General features: G+C 42.0%; 19 protein-coding genes and 1 pseudogene. 4 read left to right on the top strand and 16 right to left on the bottom strand.

The window, feature by feature from the left end:
- Positions 1-148: 148 nt before the first annotated feature.
- Both LU276_RS04515 and LU276_RS04510 read right to left on the bottom strand, forming a co-directional pair.
- Positions 149-1,702, bottom strand: a complete 1,554-nt coding sequence (locus LU276_RS04515; protein ID WP_284674447.1) for a hypothetical protein — start codon at positions 1,700-1,702, stop codon at positions 149-151.
- A gap of 226 nt (positions 1,703-1,928) precedes the next feature.
- On the bottom strand, positions 1,929-2,150 hold the full coding sequence (locus LU276_RS04510; protein ID WP_284674446.1) for a SlyX family protein: 222 nt from the start codon (positions 2,148-2,150) through the stop codon (positions 1,929-1,931).
- A 75-nt stretch (positions 2,151-2,225) separates the two neighbouring features.
- On the opposite strand from LU276_RS04510, the gene LU276_RS04505 reads away from it, so the two are divergent.
- Together LU276_RS04505 and LU276_RS04500 are read left to right on the top strand one after the other, a co-directional pair.
- Positions 2,226-4,181, top strand: a complete 1,956-nt coding sequence (locus LU276_RS04505; RefSeq protein ID WP_284674582.1) for an ATP-binding cassette domain-containing protein — start codon at positions 2,226-2,228, stop codon at positions 4,179-4,181.
- A 16-nt stretch (positions 4,182-4,197) separates the two neighbouring features.
- On the top strand, positions 4,198-5,280 hold the full coding sequence (locus LU276_RS04500) for an LpxL/LpxP family acyltransferase (protein ID WP_284674445.1): 1,083 nt from the start codon (positions 4,198-4,200) through the stop codon (positions 5,278-5,280).
- Between the two features lie 29 nt (positions 5,281-5,309).
- Here the strand turns inward: LU276_RS04500 and LU276_RS04495 are convergent, their stop codons facing one another.
- The 14 genes and pseudogenes from LU276_RS04495 to LU276_RS04430 all read right to left on the bottom strand — a co-directional run bounded on the left by LU276_RS04495 (position 5,310) and on the right by LU276_RS04430 (position 17,922).
- The gene (locus tag LU276_RS04495; RefSeq protein WP_284674444.1) at positions 5,310-5,756 is read right to left on the bottom strand and encodes a 2-amino-4-hydroxy-6-hydroxymethyldihydropteridine diphosphokinase; all 447 of its coding nucleotides are present in this window, start codon (positions 5,754-5,756) and stop codon (positions 5,310-5,312) included.
- Entirely contained in the window at positions 5,753-6,106 is a 354-nt protein-coding gene (gene folB / locus LU276_RS04490; protein WP_284674443.1) for a dihydroneopterin aldolase, read from the bottom strand. The genes LU276_RS04495 and folB overlap by 4 nt, the downstream gene beginning before the upstream one ends.
- A gap of 20 nt (positions 6,107-6,126) precedes the next feature.
- Complete coding sequence (rarD, locus tag LU276_RS04485; protein ID WP_284674442.1) at positions 6,127-6,774, bottom strand: EamA family transporter RarD; 648 nt, start codon at positions 6,772-6,774, stop codon at positions 6,127-6,129.
- A gap of 3 nt (positions 6,775-6,777) precedes the next feature.
- Positions 6,778-8,076: pseudogene (gene aroA, locus LU276_RS04480) on the bottom strand (3-phosphoshikimate 1-carboxyvinyltransferase); the annotation flags it as partial.
- Positions 8,077-8,133: 57 nt separating this feature from the next.
- Complete coding sequence (locus LU276_RS04475; protein WP_284674441.1) at positions 8,134-8,568, bottom strand: hypothetical protein; 435 nt, start codon at positions 8,566-8,568, stop codon at positions 8,134-8,136.
- A 252-nt stretch (positions 8,569-8,820) separates the two neighbouring features.
- Positions 8,821-9,771 (bottom strand): prephenate dehydrogenase/arogenate dehydrogenase family protein, encoded by a 951-nt coding sequence (locus LU276_RS04470; RefSeq protein ID WP_284674440.1) that lies wholly within the window; start codon positions 9,769-9,771, stop codon positions 8,821-8,823.
- 74 nt (positions 9,772-9,845) lie between these two features.
- Positions 9,846-10,952 (bottom strand): prephenate dehydratase, encoded by a 1,107-nt coding sequence (pheA, locus tag LU276_RS04465; protein WP_284674439.1) that lies wholly within the window; start codon positions 10,950-10,952, stop codon positions 9,846-9,848.
- Positions 10,953-11,263: 311 nt separating this feature from the next.
- Positions 11,264-12,601 carry a lytic murein transglycosylase gene (locus tag LU276_RS04460; RefSeq protein WP_284674438.1) on the bottom strand — a complete coding sequence of 446 codons (1,338 nt, stop codon included), beginning with the start codon at positions 12,599-12,601 and terminating at the stop codon, positions 11,264-11,266.
- A gap of 184 nt (positions 12,602-12,785) precedes the next feature.
- Positions 12,786-14,309 carry an amidophosphoribosyltransferase gene (purF, locus tag LU276_RS04455; RefSeq protein ID WP_284674437.1) on the bottom strand — a complete coding sequence of 508 codons (1,524 nt, stop codon included), beginning with the start codon at positions 14,307-14,309 and terminating at the stop codon, positions 12,786-12,788.
- A gap of 11 nt (positions 14,310-14,320) precedes the next feature.
- Complete coding sequence (locus tag LU276_RS04450; protein WP_284674436.1) at positions 14,321-14,851, bottom strand: CvpA family protein; 531 nt, start codon at positions 14,849-14,851, stop codon at positions 14,321-14,323.
- Complete coding sequence (locus LU276_RS04445; protein ID WP_284674435.1) at positions 14,848-15,876, bottom strand: quinone-dependent dihydroorotate dehydrogenase; 1,029 nt, start codon at positions 15,874-15,876, stop codon at positions 14,848-14,850. The genes LU276_RS04450 and LU276_RS04445 overlap by 4 nt, the downstream gene beginning before the upstream one ends.
- Before the next feature lie 135 nt (positions 15,877-16,011).
- A complete protein-coding gene (locus tag LU276_RS04440) occupies positions 16,012-16,566 on the bottom strand; it encodes a methylated-DNA--[protein]-cysteine S-methyltransferase (protein WP_373627420.1) in 555 nt (184 codons plus the stop codon).
- A gap of 156 nt (positions 16,567-16,722) precedes the next feature.
- Entirely contained in the window at positions 16,723-17,658 is a 936-nt protein-coding gene (gene ftsY, locus LU276_RS04435) for a signal recognition particle-docking protein FtsY (RefSeq protein ID WP_284674433.1), read from the bottom strand.
- A gap of 63 nt (positions 17,659-17,721) precedes the next feature.
- Positions 17,722-17,922, bottom strand: coding sequence for a hypothetical protein (locus tag LU276_RS04430; protein WP_284674432.1), 201 nt, complete (start codon positions 17,920-17,922; stop codon positions 17,722-17,724).
- A gap of 296 nt (positions 17,923-18,218) precedes the next feature.
- Between LU276_RS04430 and LU276_RS04425 the strand changes: the two genes are divergently transcribed.
- On the top strand, positions 18,219-18,353 hold the full coding sequence (locus LU276_RS04425; RefSeq protein ID WP_284674431.1) for a hypothetical protein: 135 nt from the start codon (positions 18,219-18,221) through the stop codon (positions 18,351-18,353).
- A gap of 62 nt (positions 18,354-18,415) precedes the next feature.
- Positions 18,416-19,846, top strand: a complete 1,431-nt coding sequence (locus LU276_RS04420; protein ID WP_284674430.1) for a M16 family metallopeptidase — start codon at positions 18,416-18,418, stop codon at positions 19,844-19,846.

Below are 19,846 nucleotides of genomic sequence, written 5' to 3'. Positions count from 1 at the left end.
GTCTAATTAAAAAATTTTATTATAATGCTTTTTGGTACTTTTCACAACCAAAACCTAATCAGCACAGTGTTCAAAAATCATAAAAAACAAGCCTTTATTTAAAAGCTTGTTTTTTATTTAGATATGAGATTATCTAGTTGTTAGATAATTATTTGGCATGATAAGCAAGTTTTACACCTGCGATGAAGCCATCATTATCCTCAAATTTACCAACGATTGCTTTGGTTGGTAGTTGAGCTTGGGTATCACCAAACTTCAGATATTTACCACCCAAAGACAGCGACCATTCTGGCGTAATACTATATTTAGCACCCAGACCTACGCTATAATAACCTTTGATAGGACCTAATGAAGTAGCAGGACTGCCTGAACCACTGTCATAGCCGATATTACCTGCAACAGACAGTTTGTCAGAAATCTTCTTACCCAATCCAATTTCAGCCTGCCATTGATCTTTGTCATAGCTAACGATTGGTAATCTTACGCCAGCACTTCTGGCGGTTGCATCACCATAAGTTGGTGGACGAATGTCAAAATTGCCCCAAGGCACATAACGAACCTTGGCAGTCAGTAGTGTGGTTGGGTTTACGCCAGTTTGGAAATCTAGGTTATAAGACTCTGGCAGAGCCACACTAAAATCACGAGAAGTTACGCCTGCAACGCCCAATGCTGGGAAAACTTCATTGATGACAGAAGTATGCTCAATCTCAGAGCGATAAGTTAAAGCAGCTTTTAGAGCAATCTCAGGCTTAGAATACGAAGCACCTGCTACCCATCCGACCGCTTGGTCTTGTCTGATTTTAGCGTCATAACCCTGCGCTCTTTGATAAGCTGCACCACGCAAATGCACCTCACCATTTAGGCGTTGTACGGAAGGTCCACCATAAATTTGGAAGTTTTTGTTAGTACCAAATTTTGCACCCATCAGCATGGTTACATTATTGGTACTAATCGATACATTAGTGCTTTGACCTTTCTGATCTTCAGCGGTTTGAGTTATGTTGGCTAATGCTGCCACTTGCTTAAAATATTCTTCCCCGATTCTCTTGCCAACTTTACCATCAAGAGGCTGACCATCTAGACCTTTAACGCCACTGTCATTTCTGAATTTTTCGCCTTGTAATGTCCAAAGATGCATCTCCCGTGAAATCTGCTCAGCATTCAAATGAGAGTTAATTTTATCAAGCTCTTCCTTATTTTTCTCATAGTATGCGACACCCGCTCTAGGAGTTAGTGTGGTTTTGGCACGCTCTTGTAGCTGTTGATCACCACTTCGCATCCATTCTGCTATTCGCAAAACACTCTCAACTGGTGTTGACGCCGCTGCAGTACCTTTGGTTAGTTCTCCATAGGTAGCACCCGCACCTTGTGATACAAAGTTATTATCACCTGTGTAGTTAACATCCGCCCCAAAAGGCTCATCATACAAAACACCGATGCTAAAGCTGTCGTTGATGTCAGTTTTTACGCCATATCGGAAAAAGCCATAAGGTTTGGCAATATCACTGATGGCTCGACCTGCAGCATCTAAACCAGTAAGGTCAGCATCTACATGAATATAGACCGCCTCAGCATAAGTACCATCTTGCAAAAATGCAGTAATATCCTGTCCAGAGCGATCAAGACCTGCGGCATTTGCCGTACCAATAGCACCAACAGAAGCGATGGCTATTGCCAAAGCCTTATGATTAAAAATACGCATATTTATTCTCCATTTTTTCCTTAAAGGGCCTTAGACATTACAACCAAAAGCTAAAGACCATCCAATCCGCAAGATATAATTTTTTACAAGACATCATTGTTAACTGTCATCATAACAACTTGCGTGGTTGTATATTAAAACAAAATCATTAGTAACACAAGAGATAAATTTAAGTCATTTTCTCACTTGGTGTACATTTTATGATTTTTTATTATTTCAATTAATATCAATAGTGTGGGGGTTTGTCAGCAAGCAAATCAAACGGAGCAATACCCCCATCGTCATCATATTGATTTTGTAGATGCCGATAAATGAGTTTTAGCTGATCTTGCAAGTCCTTTAGCTTGCGATCTTGAGTAACAATAACTTCATTTAATGTCTCTACCGTACTTTCTAGGTAGGCAAGTTTGATTTGCAGATCAATCATTTGAGCATATACATCTGTCATTTATTTTTTCCAAAATTCAAAATTAAATCAAAAGTTTGCTATAATTTGTCTTATTTTAACACCGAACCGACTATTATGATACTCATCCACCTTAAAAATCTCTCTGTTGCCTTTGGTGTCTCACCTATTTTAGACCGTATCAATTTTAGCATTGATGCAGGCGAGCGGGTATGTCTGATTGGACGAAATGGCGAGGGCAAGTCCACACTATTAAAACTCATCAATGGCACTCAAACCCCTGATGATGGCGAGATTATCATTGCTGATGGCGTGCGTATCTCCATGCTTGCCCAAGATGTGCCAAATGATGATGGTACTTTGCTTGATGTGGTGATGAACGGCGATGAGAAAGTGGCGAATTTACTCAAATCCTATCACGCCCTATCCGAAAGCTGTGGCATGGGCGATATGAAAACCTGTGAAGACATGGCATACTTGCAACACGAGATTGACGCACTACACGGCTGGGATTTGGAGCGAAATGCTCGCACTTTACTTGATAACATGGGGCTAAACCCCACCGACCGCCTTTCTGAGTTGTCAGGTGGTCGCAAAAGACGAGTGCTGTTGGCTCGGGCATTGGTAGTTAAGCCTGATGTGTTACTGCTTGATGAACCAACCAACCATCTTGATGTAGAGAGTATTGACTGGCTTGAGAGCTATTTACTCAGTCAAAATTTGACCGTACTATTCATCACGCACGACCGCAAATTTGTTGATAATCTCGCCACTCGCATTGTTGAACTAGACAGGGGAAAATTATCTAGCTATGATGTGTTGCAGGGCGTGGGCGGATACGACCGTTACCAAGAATTAAAGGAGCTAGAGCTTGCTAGCGAAGCCAAATCCTTTGAAGAATTTGACAAAAAACTGGCTACAGAAGAAGTTTGGATAAGACAAGGCATTAAAGCTCGCAGAACTCGTAACGAAGGGCGAGTACGGACCTTAAAGCAGTTACGAGAAGAGCGAAAAGCCCGCCGTGATGTCGTGGGCAATGTTTCACTTACCCAAAATACCGCCGAAAAATCAGGAAAAATTGTCTGCGAAGTCAAGAACTTAACCTTAGAATATGATGGCAAAGTGTTGGTGAAAGACTTTTCAACCCTACTGATGCGTGGCGATAAAGTGGGAATCATTGGACAAAATGGCGTAGGAAAAACAACTCTCATTCGTACCATTTTGGGGCTTGATGAGGGTGCCAAAATCAATGGTTCGGTCAAATTAGGAACAAATTTATCCATATCGTTTTTTGATCAGCTAAAAGACCAATTAGATGGTGAAAAATCAGTTGCTGAGAATGTGGGACAAGGCTCTGACCATGTAGAAGTTGGTGGGAGAAAAACACATATTTTGGGCTATTTGCAAGACTTCTTATTTACACCCAACCGTGCCAGAACACCTGTTAAAGCCCTATCAGGGGGCGAAAAAGCCCGAGCATTGCTTGCCAAAAACCTACTAAGGCCTGCCAATGTATTGGTGCTAGATGAACCAACCAACGACCTTGATATGGCAACTTTAGAGCTTTTAGAAGAGTATGTGGCTGGTTTTGAAGGGACGATTTTGCTGATCAGTCATGACCGTGCATTCATGGATAATGTGGTTACCCAAACATGGGTATTTGATACAGATAAAGATGGCAACGGCGTAATAACAGAATATGTGGGTGGCTATCAAGATTACCTACTACAAAAACAACGAGCTGATAAAAACTCCTTGAAGCCAAAAACCGAAAAGTTGGAACAAGAAAAACCCAAAGCCAAAAACCCACCAACAAGCAATGCCATCAATTCGGCAAACACCCAAAAACGCAAACTGTCCTACAAAGAACAGCGAGAATTAGAAAGCCTACCCAATGAAATCGCACAGCTTGAACAAGAACAAAACGAATTGAACGAAACGCTTGCTGATGGTTTATTGTTCATCTCCGATTTGTCATTAGCCACCCAATACAGCAAAAGATTGGGGGAGATTGACGACCTGCTGATGGCGAAGTTGGAACGATGGGAAGAGCTGGAGAGTCTGGGAAAATAAGTTTGGGGGAGAATAAATGAGTAAGCAAAACTGCTGTGGGCGTGATTGTCATTCTGGCAATCATAACACCCAACAAATCAACATAAAAAAAATGCCTGATTTAACCACCACGCATAAACAAACCAGTATGGCAGATAAAGCCTCTTGGCAGTGGGTGTTTTTGCATCCCAAATATTGGGGAATCTGGCTTGCCTTAGCGATGTTTTTACCACTTTTATATCTGCCCTTACGAATGCAATTTGCCATTGGGCGGGGTGTTGGGAAGCTAGCCTATCGCCTAATCCCAAGGCGAGTAAATGACACACTAACCAATTTAACTTTAGCATTCCCCCATAAATCCGATGATGAAAAAATATTCATCGCCAAACAGGTTTTTGTCAATCAGGGCATTGGCATTTTTGAAACCCTAAACGCATGGTTTCGCCCCAATGTTTTTAAACGCACGTTTAGCATTTCAGGTTTACAGCATTTAATTACTGCCCAAAAAGAAAATAAAGCAGTGATATTATTGGGTGGGCATTATACCACGCTTGATTTAATGGGGCGAATTGCCACACAGTTTTTTGCAGTGGACTGCGTATATCGCAAACAGAATAATGCACTTTTGGAATGGTTTATTTTTAATAACAGACGACAAATTTATGATGAACAGATTGCCAATCGTGATATAAAAAAATTGATAAACCGAATAAAAGCAGGCAAGATTATTTGGTATACACCCGACCAAGATTTTGGGCTAAAACATGGTATTATGGCGACATTTTTTGGTGTGCCGTCTGCAACCATTACCGCCCAAAGGCGATTTGCCAGCATGAATAAAAAAAATCCCCCTGTATTCATCGCCTTTGACATGATACGCCAAACCCCCGACACCCTTCCTGCAGGCAAGCGACCGCATTATCACATCAGCCTATCGCCTGTGATTGATCATTACCCAAGCGATGACGAGCTAGCGGACGCACAGCGTATTAATGATATGATAGAACATAACATTAAAAAAGACATTGCCCAATGGATGTGGTTTCACAGAAGATTCAAGACACAAGCAGATGGAAGCAATTACTACGACCGAACCAATCACCCAAGCAATAAAAGATAAATAAAAAGCGGATAATACCAATCCGCTTTTTATTTATCTTTTATGTTTAAAAGAAATGCCGCCACTTCATCAAGTCCCGCCCGTTCATGTGCCTTAAAAGGCAGTCTTTTTTGGCTAACCAGCCATTTTTCACCATCAGACACCGCCAAAATATCCAAATCCATCGGCACAAGCGGACCATTCACACAGCGACCACACAAGCACTCAATTTGTTTTATTCTGTGGTAAATATCGCCAAACGCTTGAGAGTAGTTTAGGTTTAGCACAGCACAAGCATTGTGATACTCATCGGTCGTTCTTCTTGTAAAGTCCTGCCCCACCACCACAGATGAATACTGCACAGAACCAAGTTCATTTAAGGCGATAAAAGCGGTGTCAAAAGAGAACTTGGGATTATGATTGCTTCCCATCGCAATGACCACGACCGACACCATTTGGGTGAATGTAGATAAATCACCAATAACCAAAGTCTTCATTTGCTACGAGTGATACTAACACCGACACTATGGGCATGTTTGATGGCGTTAGGTTTGTGTATGGTTAGGCTAATGCTAGAACAAGGATAGCTCTTTAAGATATGTTGACAGATAGTCTCAGCGAGCGATTCGAGCAATTTGGCTTTCATCTCATGACAGATACGCTCAATATCTTCACACACCGTTTTATAATTGATGGCATACATCACATCATCTGTAACGGTAGCTTGGCTAATGTCGCAGTTAATCTTCGCATCAATCACCAAGCTCTGCTTGATGGCTTGCTCCCAATCATACACCCCAACGACCGTATCAATTTTTAAGCCCTGTATAAAAACTATGTCATTCATTGAATTTTCCATAAAATAGGTTAAGAATTTCTATGACTAAGCATATCCATGCTATACACCAAAAGCCCAAGCCAAATTAAACATAACGGCAACAATAAAGCCGTCTCAATAAACAGACCATCAATGGCATTAAAAGGCGTTTGGCGTTGCAATACCCCATAAAACGCAAAAGATAATGCCAAAATCAAACTCACCCATGGCACACCACCAAATAAAACCACTTGAATGCCAACGGCAAGCACAGCAAGGACGACAGCGATTTTTTGTAAAGGTCTTAGGCGTTCTTTAAAGAAAATGAGCGATAAACCAACACCCATTAAAGGATTGATGAAATAACCAAGACTTGCCTCCAACACCCTATCATTTGCCACTGCCCACACATAGGTAAGCCAGTTCGTACCAATCAAAAGAGCCGACACGAAAGTCAGACCAAGCCATGTTGGGTTTTGGCGAATTTGAGTAAGCCAAGCCACCCTTTTGCCAATGATAATAACAAAACTCAATACAACAAAAGTCCAAACCACTCGATGAACAATCACTTCAACAGCATGGTAGCCATCAAGCAGTTTAAAATAAAAAGGAAAATTCCCCCATATCAAAAACGCCAAAATAGCCGTCATCAGCCCTTTTGGAGTTGTAGCTATGGTAGGTTTTGTGGCGTTATTCATGGATTAACTAATCACTTGCAAATTAAGCCCTGCTTCTTGCACCAGTTTGGCAAAATTCGGAAAACTGGTTGCCACCGTCTGAGTTCCTTCAATGACAATCTCATCAGATGCCCTAAGGCTTGCCACCGCAAAACTCATCGCAATGCGATGGTCGTGATGGCTTTTAATCTGCCCACCACCAAACACACATTCACGCTCGCCACGCCCAACAATCTCAATGCCATCATCAAGCACCGTACAATCCACGCCCAAAGTCGCCAAGCCGTCCGCCATCACTTGTATGCGGTCAGACTCTTTGACACGCAGTTCTGCCGCCCCACGCAAAATGGTCTTACCAGTAGCACAAGCAGCCGCCACAAACAGCACAGGAAATTCATCAATAGCAAGTGGCACAAGGTGCAAAGGAATTTCAATACCCTGTAGTTTGCTGGATTTAATGATGATATCCGCCACAGGCTCGCCACCGACAAGTGTTTGATTGGCAAGCTGTATGTCCGCACCCATTAAGCGTAAAATATCAATAACGCCAGTACGAGTAGGATTGATGCCTACTTTAGGCAAGATAACATCACCAGTCTTGGCAATTGCCGCCGCCGCCATAAAAAACGCCGCCGCCGAGATGTCCGCAGGCACTTCAATATCACAGGCGGTTAATTGTCCACCCCCTGTTAGGCGGATTTCGTTGCCTTGTTCAAGGGGTGTTACTTTGACTTCATAGCCAAACGCTCTTAGCATACGCTCACTATGGTCTCGGGTAATTTCAGGCTCTATGACCACTGTCTCGCCATCTGCCCAAAGCCCTGCCAACATTAGGCATGATTTGACTTGGGCGGACGCCATTGGCATTTCATAGCGTATGGCACCCAGCTTTTGACCGCCTGTGATTGTTAGCGGTGCTGTGCCACGCTCGCCTGTTGTGGCTATCTTTGCTCCCATGTGTCGCAGGGGTTTTGCCACTCGCTCCATCGGTCGCTTGCTAAGGCTTTCATCGCCAATCAAGGTGCTATCAAAATTTTGGGCGGACAAAATCCCAGAGAGCAATCGCATACTTGTGCCAGAATTACCCATATCTAGGGGCTTTTTGGGGGCTTTAAGCCCATTGATACCCACGCCATAAATCGTTACCCTATCGCCATCTCGCTCTATCTTAACGCCCATATCGGCAAAGGCTTGCAAGGTAGATAAGGCGTCTTCACCTTCCAAAAAGTTGCTGACTTTTGTTACGCCATTTGCCAGTGAGCCAAACATAATTGAGCGGTGCGAGATGGATTTGTCAGGGGCGACTTTGTGCGTGCCTGTAAAGGCATCGCTTGGGGTGAGTTTGTATTTCATAGGGATTCCTAGTTTGATTATAAAGAATTATCCACCAATCCAAACTTTATCATTTTCCAACAAATAATAAAATTGTAATTCATCCGTTGGATTTTGGATATAATAAATAGAATAAGCCTGCTCTTTGATTTGATTAAACCATTTTTCAGTCTCTTTAAATTCTTGACTTGTCGTATCAGTCAATAAATCTAAATAAGTATTTTCAATATATTGTGTATCAATGCCTTTTTGCCAATTTAATTGTTCAAAATCATCAAAATATCCATCGCACAACTTTCTTAATTGATTAAGATTTGGCTTATCAATAAACTCAAAAGCATTATCATAAAAATACAAATAATCATCAATAGCACACACCACTTGTGAGCGTGAAATATGTTTTTCAAACAGCCAAATTTTTAAATAATAAGGCTTATTTAGGCTGTCTAATTGCCTTCTCCAAGATTGATAAATGTCAAACAATCCACGAAGCAGTCTTTCTTTAAATTCCCCATAAGGTTCTGGATAAATGCTATTGCCAATATGTAAATTTGAAAATGGCTTGACTCAAAATTTAACATAGTCTCTTTGGTGTTTTTGTAAATAATCCAAATTCAAATGACGATTGCAGGTTGCCCAGTCATCTATATGGCGTAAAATTCTATTTTTACCACGAACTTTTTTATAGCGAACGGCTTTCATTTTTGTTTTTTTCATAAGCAAAAAATCAAATGGTTAATTGTTTGAATTGTTCAACTTCTCTTTTTCCACCAACAACCGCCCAAAATAATCTCTGGCGTTTTTTGCTGTTTCAAAAGTGTTTAATAATTCATCAGAATTGTCATTTTCAATGGCAGATTTTAATTCATCTAAAATCGCTTGATAATTATCCAATCCCTTTAATACCGCTTCTTTATTTGCCAAAAATATGTCGTGCCACATAATCGGCGAGCTTGCCGAAATGCGACTAAAATCCCGAAAACCACCCGCTGCATAGCGAAAAATATTTAAATTTTCATCATCTTTAGCAAGTTGATAAGTCAAAGCATAAGATAATAAATGGGGCAAATGGCTGGTTAAGCTTAAAATTGTATCGTGCTTATCTGCCGTCATTAGGCTAACTCTTGCTCCCACGCCCTGCCATAGAGCTTTGATTGCACGCAAATATTTATCATCAGCATGGTTTTTGCAGATGATCAGCTCATGATTGACAAATAAATCTGACTGACGAGACAGCACGCCTGAATGCTCCGCCCCTGCAATCGGATGGGCGGGAATAAAGTTAAGATTGACCCCAAACTTTTGCTCCACCATCTGACAGGCATTCACGACATTCACTTTAGTACTGCACACATCGCTGATGATACAATCAGCGGATAGGATACCTGCAAGCTTTGCTTTGGCTAAGGTTTCAAAGATTGGTAACACCGCCTGCACAGGCACACAAATAATCACCAAATCACAATCAGGCAAAATATCGGTCAAGTTATTTGAACCATGTTCAATCAAGCCGACTTCTTTGGCAATATTTAGTGTATCTAGATTGTTATCGCACGCCACAATTTCTTTGGTCAGATGCCTATCAAGCATACTTTGAGCAAGGCTTGCTCCAATTAAACCAAGCCCAATAAAGGCGGTTTTTTGAAAGAAAACTGGTGTATGGTCAAGGTGATGTTGAGCGGTCATGATTTTTGCCTTAAGCTAACTGTGAATATTGGGCTTTTACATAAAAAGCCCAATCAACAAATTATTTGCAAAAATTACAGTACTGCTTTTGGGTATGAACCAAGTACTCGCACATCTTTTGTAATCTTGGCAATCTCATCAATGGCGGACTGTACATTATCCTCATTGATATGACCATTCATGTCAATGAAGAAGACATAAGCCCACTTATTTGGACGCTCTGGGCGAGTCTCAATACTGGTCATGGATACGCCATGCTTTTTGAGTGGTTCTAAAATCTCAATCAAAGCACCTGCACGGTCTGGGCTTGATACCACGATGGAAGTCTTATCTTGACCGCTTGGCGATACCGCTTCATGACCAATGATGAGAAATCTGGTGGTGTTATTAGGATTGTCCTCAATATTTTCGTACAGCTTATGTAAGCCATATTCTGCCACTGCCACATCACCTGCAATGGCGGCAGAGTGCCATTCGTGCTGTAAGCGTTTGGCTGCTTCGCCATTTGATGATACCGCCACTCGCTCCACATTTGGAAAATTGACATCAAGCCAATGGCGACATTGTGCAAGGGTTTGCTGATGAGCATAAATGCGACTTAGACTATCAACTTTGGTGTGTTCTGCCACCAAGAAGTTATGATGAATAGGCATCTCCACTTCACCAATGATTCTAAGGCTTGACCCCAAAAACGCATCTAAGGTGTGATTTACCACGCCTTCTGATGAGTTCTCAACAGGCACAACGCCATACATGGCAGCACCAGATTCAACCTCACGGAACACATCTGTGATGGTTGCAAGCGGTACGGTAGTGGCTGCTTTACCAAAATGTTTTAATGCGGCAGCGTGCGTAAATGTGCCAATAGGACCCAAGAAAGCGACTTTTTGAGGGGCTTCAAGCTCTAGACAGACAGACATAATCTCACGAAATAAGCGTGCCATTTTTTCGCCAGACAATGGACCTGTGTTACGAGCCATGACTGCTTTTAGGACTTGAGCTTCTCGTTCTGGACGATAAAAGATTGGATGGTTTTCGTGGTCTTTTTTGGCACGGGCGACCTCTTGAGCAATGGTAGCACGCTCATTGATTAGTGATTGAATTTGCTCGTCAATACCATCAATCTTATGACGCAAATCTTTGATTTTGCTGGCATCTAAAGAAGTGTTATTATCTGTCATGACGATTCCTTGAGATTAAAGTAGTCAATGAAATATTGGTAATAATACCATGATTTTTGAGAATTATTAACCAAAAAAGCATAAAATTTTTTTATTGATGGCGATTTTATGATTAAACAAGGTGATTAAAAATAACACATCAATAGCATAAAGACATCGGTTTGCTTGGCTTGATATTATCAAAGCACAATCCCATATGGATTTAATGATTTTTTAATAACCTAAAGATTGCCCATATAAAAAACCAAGCGATATAGATAGCTTGGTTTTTTATATGTAATCACTGATGGCCGTAGGATAGCCATTAGTGATTACCAAATCAGACTGTAGGCACTATCTTGGCTAATAAAGCCGTCAGGGATTTGACCATTGGCTGCCTGCCAGCGAGCAAATGCTCGGCGGGTATTTGCCCCTGCAACACCATCAACACCACCTGTGTCAAAACCCTGTGCAGTTAAGGTTCTTTGTAAGACTTGAATCTGCGTACGAGACAACGGCTCTTCATGGGTTGGCCATGATGCCACCAAGCCACTACCACCACCGATGCGTCTGGCAAGTAGTGATACTGCCAGAGCATAACTTGATGAGTTGTTGTATATTCGAATGACATTGAAGTTTTGGGTCAATAGCAATGCAGGACCATGTATCCCCGCAGGTAGCCATAGTTCAGCCATTGCCTGACCGCCTAAGTACTCATCTGTCATTGAGATTAATCCTGCTTGTCGCCACGCATCCAAACTTTGCTTTGTATCTAGGAGCTGATGATTAAACCCACTGGGTATAGAGACTTCATAATAAGGCATCAGACCTGATATCCAGCCTGAATTTTTTAGATAGCTTGCGGTTGAATTTAGTGAATCCCCAATACCCCAAGGGCTGATTTGACCGTCTTGATTACCATCAATACCTTCTTTAATCCATGTACTTGGGATAAATTGGGTATGCCCCATGCCACCTGCCCAAGAACCCTTAAGCTGTGGGATATTAGCATCGCCACGATTCACCATAACAAGCATGGCAATCAGCTGACTTTCAGCAAACTCTCGGCGGCGACCATCATACGCCAAAGTTGATAAGGCATTCACCAAATCCATGTTGCCCATGCCTGCACCAAAAGATGACTCCATACCCCAAATGGCAGCGACGATTTCTTTTGGTACGCCATAGTTGGACTCAGCATTATTAAAGGTTATTGGGTACTGGGCAATCTTGGCACGACCTTGTTTGATACGACCTGTTGATGTCGCAGCATTTACATACTCCCAAGGCATTTTTGTAAATTCTGCCTGTGAGCGGTCAAGATCAATCACTTGTTGATTTAGGCTAGCACCATTCATCAAAGCATAGACTTGATCTGCCTGATAGCCTTGATTGATGGTGCGTGCGATAAAATCTTGTTTCCATTCATCAAAGCTGGCATAGTGCTGTTGTGCTTGTTGAATCTGCAAAGGTGGTTTGACTTGTTGAATCTGCACAGATGGTTTGATTTGTGGTTGTATGACTGGCGTCTGCACAATCACTGGCTTTGGTGTGGGGGTATTGGCACCCACCACCTGAATGGGTGGTTTAACAGGAGTGGTACTGGTACAAGCAGATAACACTGCCATGCTTAGTGCTGAGACGATAAATAATGGCTTATTAAAGTTCATAAGATTACCACAAATACTAAAAAGGGGCTACTTTAACGCACAATCAAAAAAATGTCGAATAATTTTTTGGTTATTCTTGGCTAAGACCAGTAAGTTTGAAATGATAAAACACCATGAACACCAGCTCATAGAATAAGTCGCAAAACAACGACCTAATTTATCACACAAACGGTTACAACATCAGTTAGTCATCAGCGATACCAGTGATATCAACAGGCGTCTCAACAATGGCAACGCTTGTATTCTTGGCAGCATCATTGCGTCTATTTTGTAGGGCATTTAGATAAGCTTCATCAATACCGCCTGCAACATAGTTACCATCAAAGACTGAGCAATCAAATTCATTGACGCTGCTATATTTTGTATTGTTTACCGCCTCAATCAAATCATCTAAGTCTTGGAAAATCAAACGATCAGCACCAATAATCTTGCAGACTTCTTGGACGCTACGACCTGATGAAATTAACTCACTACGAGACGGCATATCAATGCCATAAACATTGGGGAATTTAACCTCAGGGGCAGCAGAGGCAAAGAACACATTTTTAGCACCTGCATCTCGTGCCATCTGAACAATTTCATGGCAAGTTGTACCACGCACAATAGAATCATCCACCAATAGAACATTTTTATTTTTAAATTCAAGTGGAATGGCGTTTAGCTTTTGTCGGACGCTTTTTTTACGCTGTCCTTGACCAGGCATGATAAAGGTCCGCCCAATATAGCGATTTTTATTAAAACCTTCACGATATTTGACATTTAGGTGTGTGGCAAGCTCAAGAGCTGAGTTGCGTGAGGTGTCAGGGATAGGGATTACCACATCAATGCCGTGATCTTCACCCCACTCACGAATGATTTTTTGGGCGAGTTTTTCGCCCATACGCATACGAGCCTTATGCACCGATATATTATCAATGATAGAATCAGGACGAGCAAAATACACATACTCAAAAATACAAGGGGTATGTTTGACATCTTTAATGCACTGCTTGGTGTGTAGATTATGCTCTAAATCAATAAAAATTGCCTCACCAGGGGCAACATCACGCACCATCTCAAAACCCAGTGCCTGAATGGCGACCGACTCAGATGCCACAACATACTCCACCCCTTTTTCGCCAATTCTTTGACCATAAACGAGCGGACGAATGCCATTTGGGTCTCGAAACGCCAATAGCCCATGCCCTGCAATAATTGCTACCACACCATAAGCACCTTCACAGCGTTGATAGACGGCTTGTAATGCCTCAAAAATATCATTTGGAGCAAGATTGGTCTTGGTGGATTTTTGCAATTCATTAGCAAAAATATTTAAAAGAACTTCAGAATCTGAACCAGTATTTAAATGGCGGTGGTCATTTTCAAATAGCTCTTTGGCAAGCGTATCAGCATTGGTTAAGTTGCCATTATGTGCCAAAGCGATGCCATAAGGCGAATTCACATACAGTGGCTGAGCCTCAGCAGTGCTTGATGTACCTGCAGTTGGGTAACGCACATGACCGATGCCAAAATTACCCACCAAACGCACCATGTGTTTGTTTAAAAACACATCTCGAACCATGCCATTGTCTTTGCGTAGATATAAACGACCATCTTTTAAGGTAACAATACCTGCTGCATCCTGCCCACGGTGCTGAAGCATGGTTAGACCATCGTATAACATCTGATTAACAGGCTCATGTGCCACAATGCCAATTACACCACACATAGTTCACTCCATTAAGATGATTGATAAGGATTTTGAATTTGTTGCCATGCTTCGCCCAGCACTTCTTTTAAGAGTTCTGTGGCAATCGGAGCTAATGGCAGTAGATTTTGTGCCAAAATAGAATCTTGCCAATTTGGCAGGTAAGACAATAGTGGCGATGTAACACTAAGAATGACCAATACTTTTAGAACGCCTGTTATAATGCCAAGCACGCCACCTAAGATACGGTTAACAAAGCCTAAATGCAGGCTTTTGGTGATGCTGTTTAGCATGAGTGCAACGGCGTGCGTCATGGCAATGACCACCAATACCACCAGTAAGAATGCAGCTGCAATTTGTAAGACGGTATTGTCTGTCAAGATATTTAGCATGGGGGCAATGTCTTTGGCGGTGCGTGATGCAATCACTAATGCCAAAAACCAAGACACCAAAGAGACTACCGACTTAACAAATCCAGCCCCAAAGCCACGCCACATATCTAAAAGCACCACAAATAAGATGACAATGTCAATGAAAGTCATTGACTCTATCAGTCCATTCATGTGCGGTCCTGATGGTTTGCAATCGCTTGTACGCAGTCGCCCACCAATGCAGGACCTCTATAAATTATTCCAGAGAAAATCTGCACAGCTTTTGCTCCTGCTCTGATTTTTTTGGCGGCAAGCTCTCCTTCGTCAATGCCACCCACACCAATCAAATCCACCTTATCCAACAGACGGTCATGAAACATGGATAGGATTTTTGTGCTGATATGACTCACAGGACGACCCGACAACCCACCTGACTCATCAGCATATTTATAGTCTTCCACACCCACACGAGACAGCGTTGTGTTGGTAGCAATCAGACCATCTATGTCAAATGATAGTACCGTATGAGCAATCTCATCAACTTGATATTCGTCTAAATCAGGGGCTATTTTTAGAGCAAGTGGTACATAAAAACCGTAATTATTCGCCAAGCGTGTATGGCAAGTTTTGATGCCATCTAACAGAGCAGATAAAGCGTCGCCACCTTGCAGACTTCGCAGGTTTTTGGTGTTAGGACTTGAGATATTGATGGTGATGTAACTGGCATAAGGATAGACTCTCTCAAGGCAGTAAACATAATCATCTAAGGCGTTTTCAACAGGAGTGATGGCATTTTTGCCGATGTTGATACCAAGTACGCCTTGATATTTGGATCGCTCTATGTTTTGAATCATCTTATCGACGCCATCGTTATTAAAGCCCATGCGATTGATAATCGCCCCTGCTCGCTGAATGCGAAATAATCTTGGTTTGTCATTGCCCGACTGTGGTCGTGGCGTTACCGTACCAATCTCTAAAAAGCCAAAACCCAACTCACTTAAAGCATCAATGTGCGAGCCATTCTTATCTAGTCCTGCCGCCAATCCCACAGGATTAAGTAGCTTTACCCCCATGCAAGTGGTAGGTAGTGCCTGCTTGGAATAGCCAAAACCAAGCAGACCTGCATGATAGGCCTTATCCAGCATACTTAGGGTAAGTTCATGTGCATACTCTGGCTCCATATTAAATAAGAGCGGGCGAAGTAGTGCATACGACATAAAGACAAACTCCCTAAATCAGATAAGTAAAAAGAAAAATCGTTTAATTATAACACAGCTACACCGCCTGCGATATAGCTTTTCATGAACTTTGTGAATAAAAGATAAAGAGTTGTCAATTCACCCCAATTCAAATTAGTAACCGCTCATTGCACCCTTGTGCTGTGCCATTGTGCGACATTCCAAATCCAGTAATGTTCTTTTGATGTGAACCCCACCTGTATAACCACCAATACCACCATCTGATGCGATGACTCTGTGGCATGGCACGACAATACTGATGGGGTTTTTGCCATTAGCATTAGCACAAGCACGATAGGCAGTAGGCTTGTTGATGTTTTGAGCAAGCGTGGCATAACTGATGGTTGTGCCATATTCTACAGCTTGCAAAGCCTGCCAAACTGACTGTTCAAATGCCGTGCCATAAGACAAATCCAGTGGTATATCAAAGACTGTACGGCGTCCTGCAAAATACTCATCCAGTTGATTGATTGTCATCAAAGCGACCGCTTGGTCTAAATCAAAAGCATCTAGAAAGTTATGCCCAACCCAAAGGCTACTTTCACCCACCTTAGCAAGCAGGCATTGCGTCTTGCCATCATACCAATCTAGTAAAACAAGCCTACCATCTTTGATGGTTAAGCTGATGGTGGGCAACTGATGTGGTGGTGTGTAATGCGTGCTAATGATAGCCATATATTTATCCTAACCGATTGTAACATACATAAACAATTAACCACTGCCTTAAACAGCCAACAACCATCTGATAAATAAAAACCAAACACCTTATCAAGCATTCAAATCATAAAAAAATACCGTAAAATCATTATTCTACGGTATTTTAATTTATTTTTCTTCATCAAATAATGCTTCAACAAACTCATTTGGATCAAATGATTGCAAATCATCAATTCCTTCGCCCACGCCAATATAGCGAATCGGCACATTGGTGTTTTGGGCGACATTAAAGACTACCCCACCTTTTGCTGTACCATCTAGCTTAGTAATACTGATGCCTGATAGCGGTACAGCTTCAGAGAAAATCTGCACTTGATTGATGGCGTTTTGACCCGTGCCAGCATCTAGAACAATCATCGTTTCATGCGGGGCTGTTTCATCGGCTTTTTTCATGACACGAACAACCTTTTCAAGCTCGTTCATCAGATGTGTTTTATTCTGCAATCGCCCTGCTGTATCGGCAATCAACACATCAATACCCTTTGCACGAGCCGACTGCATGGCATCAAAAACAACCGATGCACTATCCGCTCCATGACCTTGTGCTACCACAGGAATGTCATTTCTTTCACCCCAAATTTGTAGTTGTTCGGTGGCGGCTGCACGAAAAGTATCGCCTGCAGCAAGCATGACAGATTTACCCTCTGCTTGTAGTCGTTTGGCAAGTTTGCCGATGGTGGTGGTCTTACCCACGCCATTAACACCTACCATTAAGATAACAAAAGGTTTTTTGGTGGTATCTATAACCAGTGGCTCAACCTTAGGAGTAAGAATCTCCACCAACTCTTTTTTTAGGGCTTTATATAGCGAATGCGAATAAATCAAATCGCCACGAGCGGTTTGTTCGGTCAAGCTCTTGATGATGCGATTGGTTGCATCAACGCCAATATCAGCAACAAGTAATTGATCTTCCACCTCTTCTAAGAGTTCATCATCAATCTCTTTACCACCAACCAAAGCAGTCATCAGCCCCTCTGTTAGGTTTTTGCTAGACTTGGACAGTCCTTGCTTCATGCGGCTAAACCAGCCTTGTTTTTCGCTCATGAGTTACTCACTGTTTATTTTTGTTTATTATTCAAGCATTCAGGAAATAAAAAGAATACTATATTATACCAATGGCATGATGGGTACAACCACCTCTTTTTGCTGATTGTCGTTACCAATGACCTCATGGCGTGCATCATCTTCATTCTCAGCCAATGATGGCTGTGTGGTCAGTGGTACGAATTCATCAAGCTCTTTTAACTCATCAGATGACTCTTTAAGATTGGCATCGGATTGATGAATGGTATTTTTGATGTCTTTCATGTTATTACCTATTGTTCATTATTATAGCACAACTTAGTCACATCACAACTTAGGATAACCGTAAGCCATGTGCAACTTATCATTACCTTGTTTTATCATGACAAACTGTTTGTGATATGTAAGTTTTACTAGCAAGAGTATTTGCTTTTATTTATAATGCTAAAGCCACTACATAAGGACAAATGAACTGTATTTCAAGCACGGCCATATCTCATGTGCGAAATGATTCATTTGGCATGACTGTAAATTTGACCGTTATTTACTTATTTATTCTTTTATTCAAATGCAAGGAAACTATGATGAAATATCGCAATCACACCATTTCTATCATCATGCTAACAACTGTCATCAGCCTACTTAGTGCTTGTCAGTCGCCCAACGGCATTGCCATCAAACCCACTGCAAGCGTCATGGTCGGAACAGGTCTTTAATTGACCCATTCAACTGTAGCCAACAAAACCAAACCATTTAAACAAAAAAAGGCATAAGACCAATGACACTAATAATCTCAAAAACACCCATCATTAACAAGCTCCCTATTGTCATGGCAATCAGTGCTCTGCTGACCGCCTGTCAAAGCCTACCCCAGCTAACTGAGCAGTCAAGTCAAATCAAAGTTACCACCGACAATGTTCGCCAAACCCATCCATATGAACAAAGTGTGCTAACCAATGGACTAACCATCGTTACCAAGACCGATCGCCGCTCTCCCATCGCCATGACACAAGTATGGTACAAGGTCGGCTCGGATGATGAGCCGATTGGCAAAGGTGGTATGTCGCATTTTTTGGAGCATATGATGTTCAAGGACAATGCCCACCTAAAACGCACGGATTATAACCGCTTGATTGCTGAGTTTGGCGGTCAAAACAACGCCTTTACTAGCAATACGCACACAGCATATTATGAGTTATTTCCTGCTAGCTACTATCCCCTTGCCATGCAAATGGAAGCTTTTCGCATGAGAGATCTGCACCTAAAAGATGAAGAGGTTGCCACCGAAAAAGAGGTCATCAAAGAAGAGCGACGCTTGCGTGTTGATGACAACCCCCTATCAAAAGCTTATGAAGAATTCTCCAAACTTAGTCAGCCAGACAGCCCAAAATCACGCCCTGTTATCGGCAGTATGCAGGATATTGACAATCTAACAACCCAAGATTTACAAAATTGGTATGACACTTATTACGCCCCAAATAATGCTACGCTTGTTGTCGTAGGAGATGTTAGTCATGATGAGGTGGTAACAGCTGCCAAGCGATATTTTGGCAACAAAAAACCTGCCGACATACCCCAAAGAAAACTACCAAGGCAAGCCAGTCATCAAGGCTATCGCCATGCCATCACACATCAATCGGTCAAAGTACCAAGCCTGATGATGGCATTTAATGTGCCAACACTCACCACCAGCGATAAGACCACCTCTTATGCCCTATCCTTGTTTCAATACATACTAGATGGCGATATGTCTAGTTATTTTGAGCGTGTGCTTGTGCGTGAAAAACAGCTGTTTAGTCGCATTTCTGTATCTTATGATTCCTATGAGATGGGCGATGGACTATTTTTTATTGAAGGCGTACCCGCTCATAGTGTATCGCTACAAGATGCCGAAAACGCCATTTTGCAAGTCATAGAGAATGCCAAAAATACGCCAATTACCGATGATGAAATGCAGCGTATTAGCACCTCTCTCATCTCTGCTCTAACCTTTACACAAGATAGCATTAGCACTCAGGCACAGATGATAGGCGGTTTGGTGAATATGGGGCTACCTGCTGACAGTTATGACAAACTACCTGATGAAATAAAAGCCATCAGCCCTCAAGATATTCAAAAAACAGCAAGGCACTATCTCACTAAAGATAATTTGACTAGCATGTACATACTACCCAAAACCGACAATACGCCATCAGCAGACAATAAATAA

Source organism: Moraxella haemolytica, assembly GCF_030177935.1.
GTDB classification, from domain to species: Bacteria; Pseudomonadota; Gammaproteobacteria; order Pseudomonadales; family Moraxellaceae; genus Moraxella; species Moraxella haemolytica.
Note: the sequence above shows the minus strand (reverse complement) of the source record. Positions and strands in the feature narration are given on the sequence as shown.

What these genes read in the sequence shown, in the direction of transcription:
- LU276_RS04495 (WP_284674444.1), bottom strand. Translation starts at nt 5,756, where the DNA reads ATGAAGACTTTGGTTATTGGTGATTTATCTACATTCACCCAAATGGTG.
- LU276_RS04460 (WP_284674438.1), bottom strand. Translation starts at nt 12,601, where the DNA reads ATGAACTTTAATAAGCCATTATTTATCGTCTCAGCACTAAGCATGGCA.
- LU276_RS04500 (WP_284674445.1), top strand. Translation starts at nt 4,198, where the DNA reads ATGAGTAAGCAAAACTGCTGTGGGCGTGATTGTCATTCTGGCAATCAT.
- LU276_RS04505 (WP_284674582.1), top strand. Translation starts at nt 2,226, where the DNA reads ATGATACTCATCCACCTTAAAAATCTCTCTGTTGCCTTTGGTGTCTCA.
- purF (WP_284674437.1), bottom strand. Translation starts at nt 14,309, where the DNA reads ATGTGTGGTGTAATTGGCATTGTGGCACATGAGCCTGTTAATCAGATG.
- LU276_RS04470 (WP_284674440.1), bottom strand. Translation starts at nt 9,771, where the DNA reads ATGACCGCTCAACATCACCTTGACCATACACCAGTTTTCTTTCAAAAA.
- LU276_RS04420 (WP_284674430.1), top strand. Translation starts at nt 18,416, where the DNA reads ATGACACTAATAATCTCAAAAACACCCATCATTAACAAGCTCCCTATT.
- LU276_RS04445 (WP_284674435.1), bottom strand. Translation starts at nt 15,876, where the DNA reads ATGTCGTATGCACTACTTCGCCCGCTCTTATTTAATATGGAGCCAGAG.
- rarD (WP_284674442.1), bottom strand. Translation starts at nt 6,774, where the DNA reads ATGAATAACGCCACAAAACCTACCATAGCTACAACTCCAAAAGGGCTG.
- LU276_RS04515 (WP_284674447.1), bottom strand. Translation starts at nt 1,702, where the DNA reads ATGCGTATTTTTAATCATAAGGCTTTGGCAATAGCCATCGCTTCTGTT.
- LU276_RS04430 (WP_284674432.1), bottom strand. Translation starts at nt 17,922, where the DNA reads ATGAAAGACATCAAAAATACCATTCATCAATCCGATGCCAATCTTAAA.
- pheA (WP_284674439.1), bottom strand. Translation starts at nt 10,952, where the DNA reads ATGACAGATAATAACACTTCTTTAGATGCCAGCAAAATCAAAGATTTG.
- ftsY (WP_284674433.1), bottom strand. Translation starts at nt 17,658, where the DNA reads ATGAGCGAAAAACAAGGCTGGTTTAGCCGCATGAAGCAAGGACTGTCC.
- LU276_RS04425 (WP_284674431.1), top strand. Translation starts at nt 18,219, where the DNA reads ATGATGAAATATCGCAATCACACCATTTCTATCATCATGCTAACAACT.
- folB (WP_284674443.1), bottom strand. Translation starts at nt 6,106, where the DNA reads ATGAATGACATAGTTTTTATACAGGGCTTAAAAATTGATACGGTCGTT.
- LU276_RS04450 (WP_284674436.1), bottom strand. Translation starts at nt 14,851, where the DNA reads ATGAATGGACTGATAGAGTCAATGACTTTCATTGACATTGTCATCTTA.
- LU276_RS04510 (WP_284674446.1), bottom strand. Translation starts at nt 2,150, where the DNA reads ATGACAGATGTATATGCTCAAATGATTGATCTGCAAATCAAACTTGCC.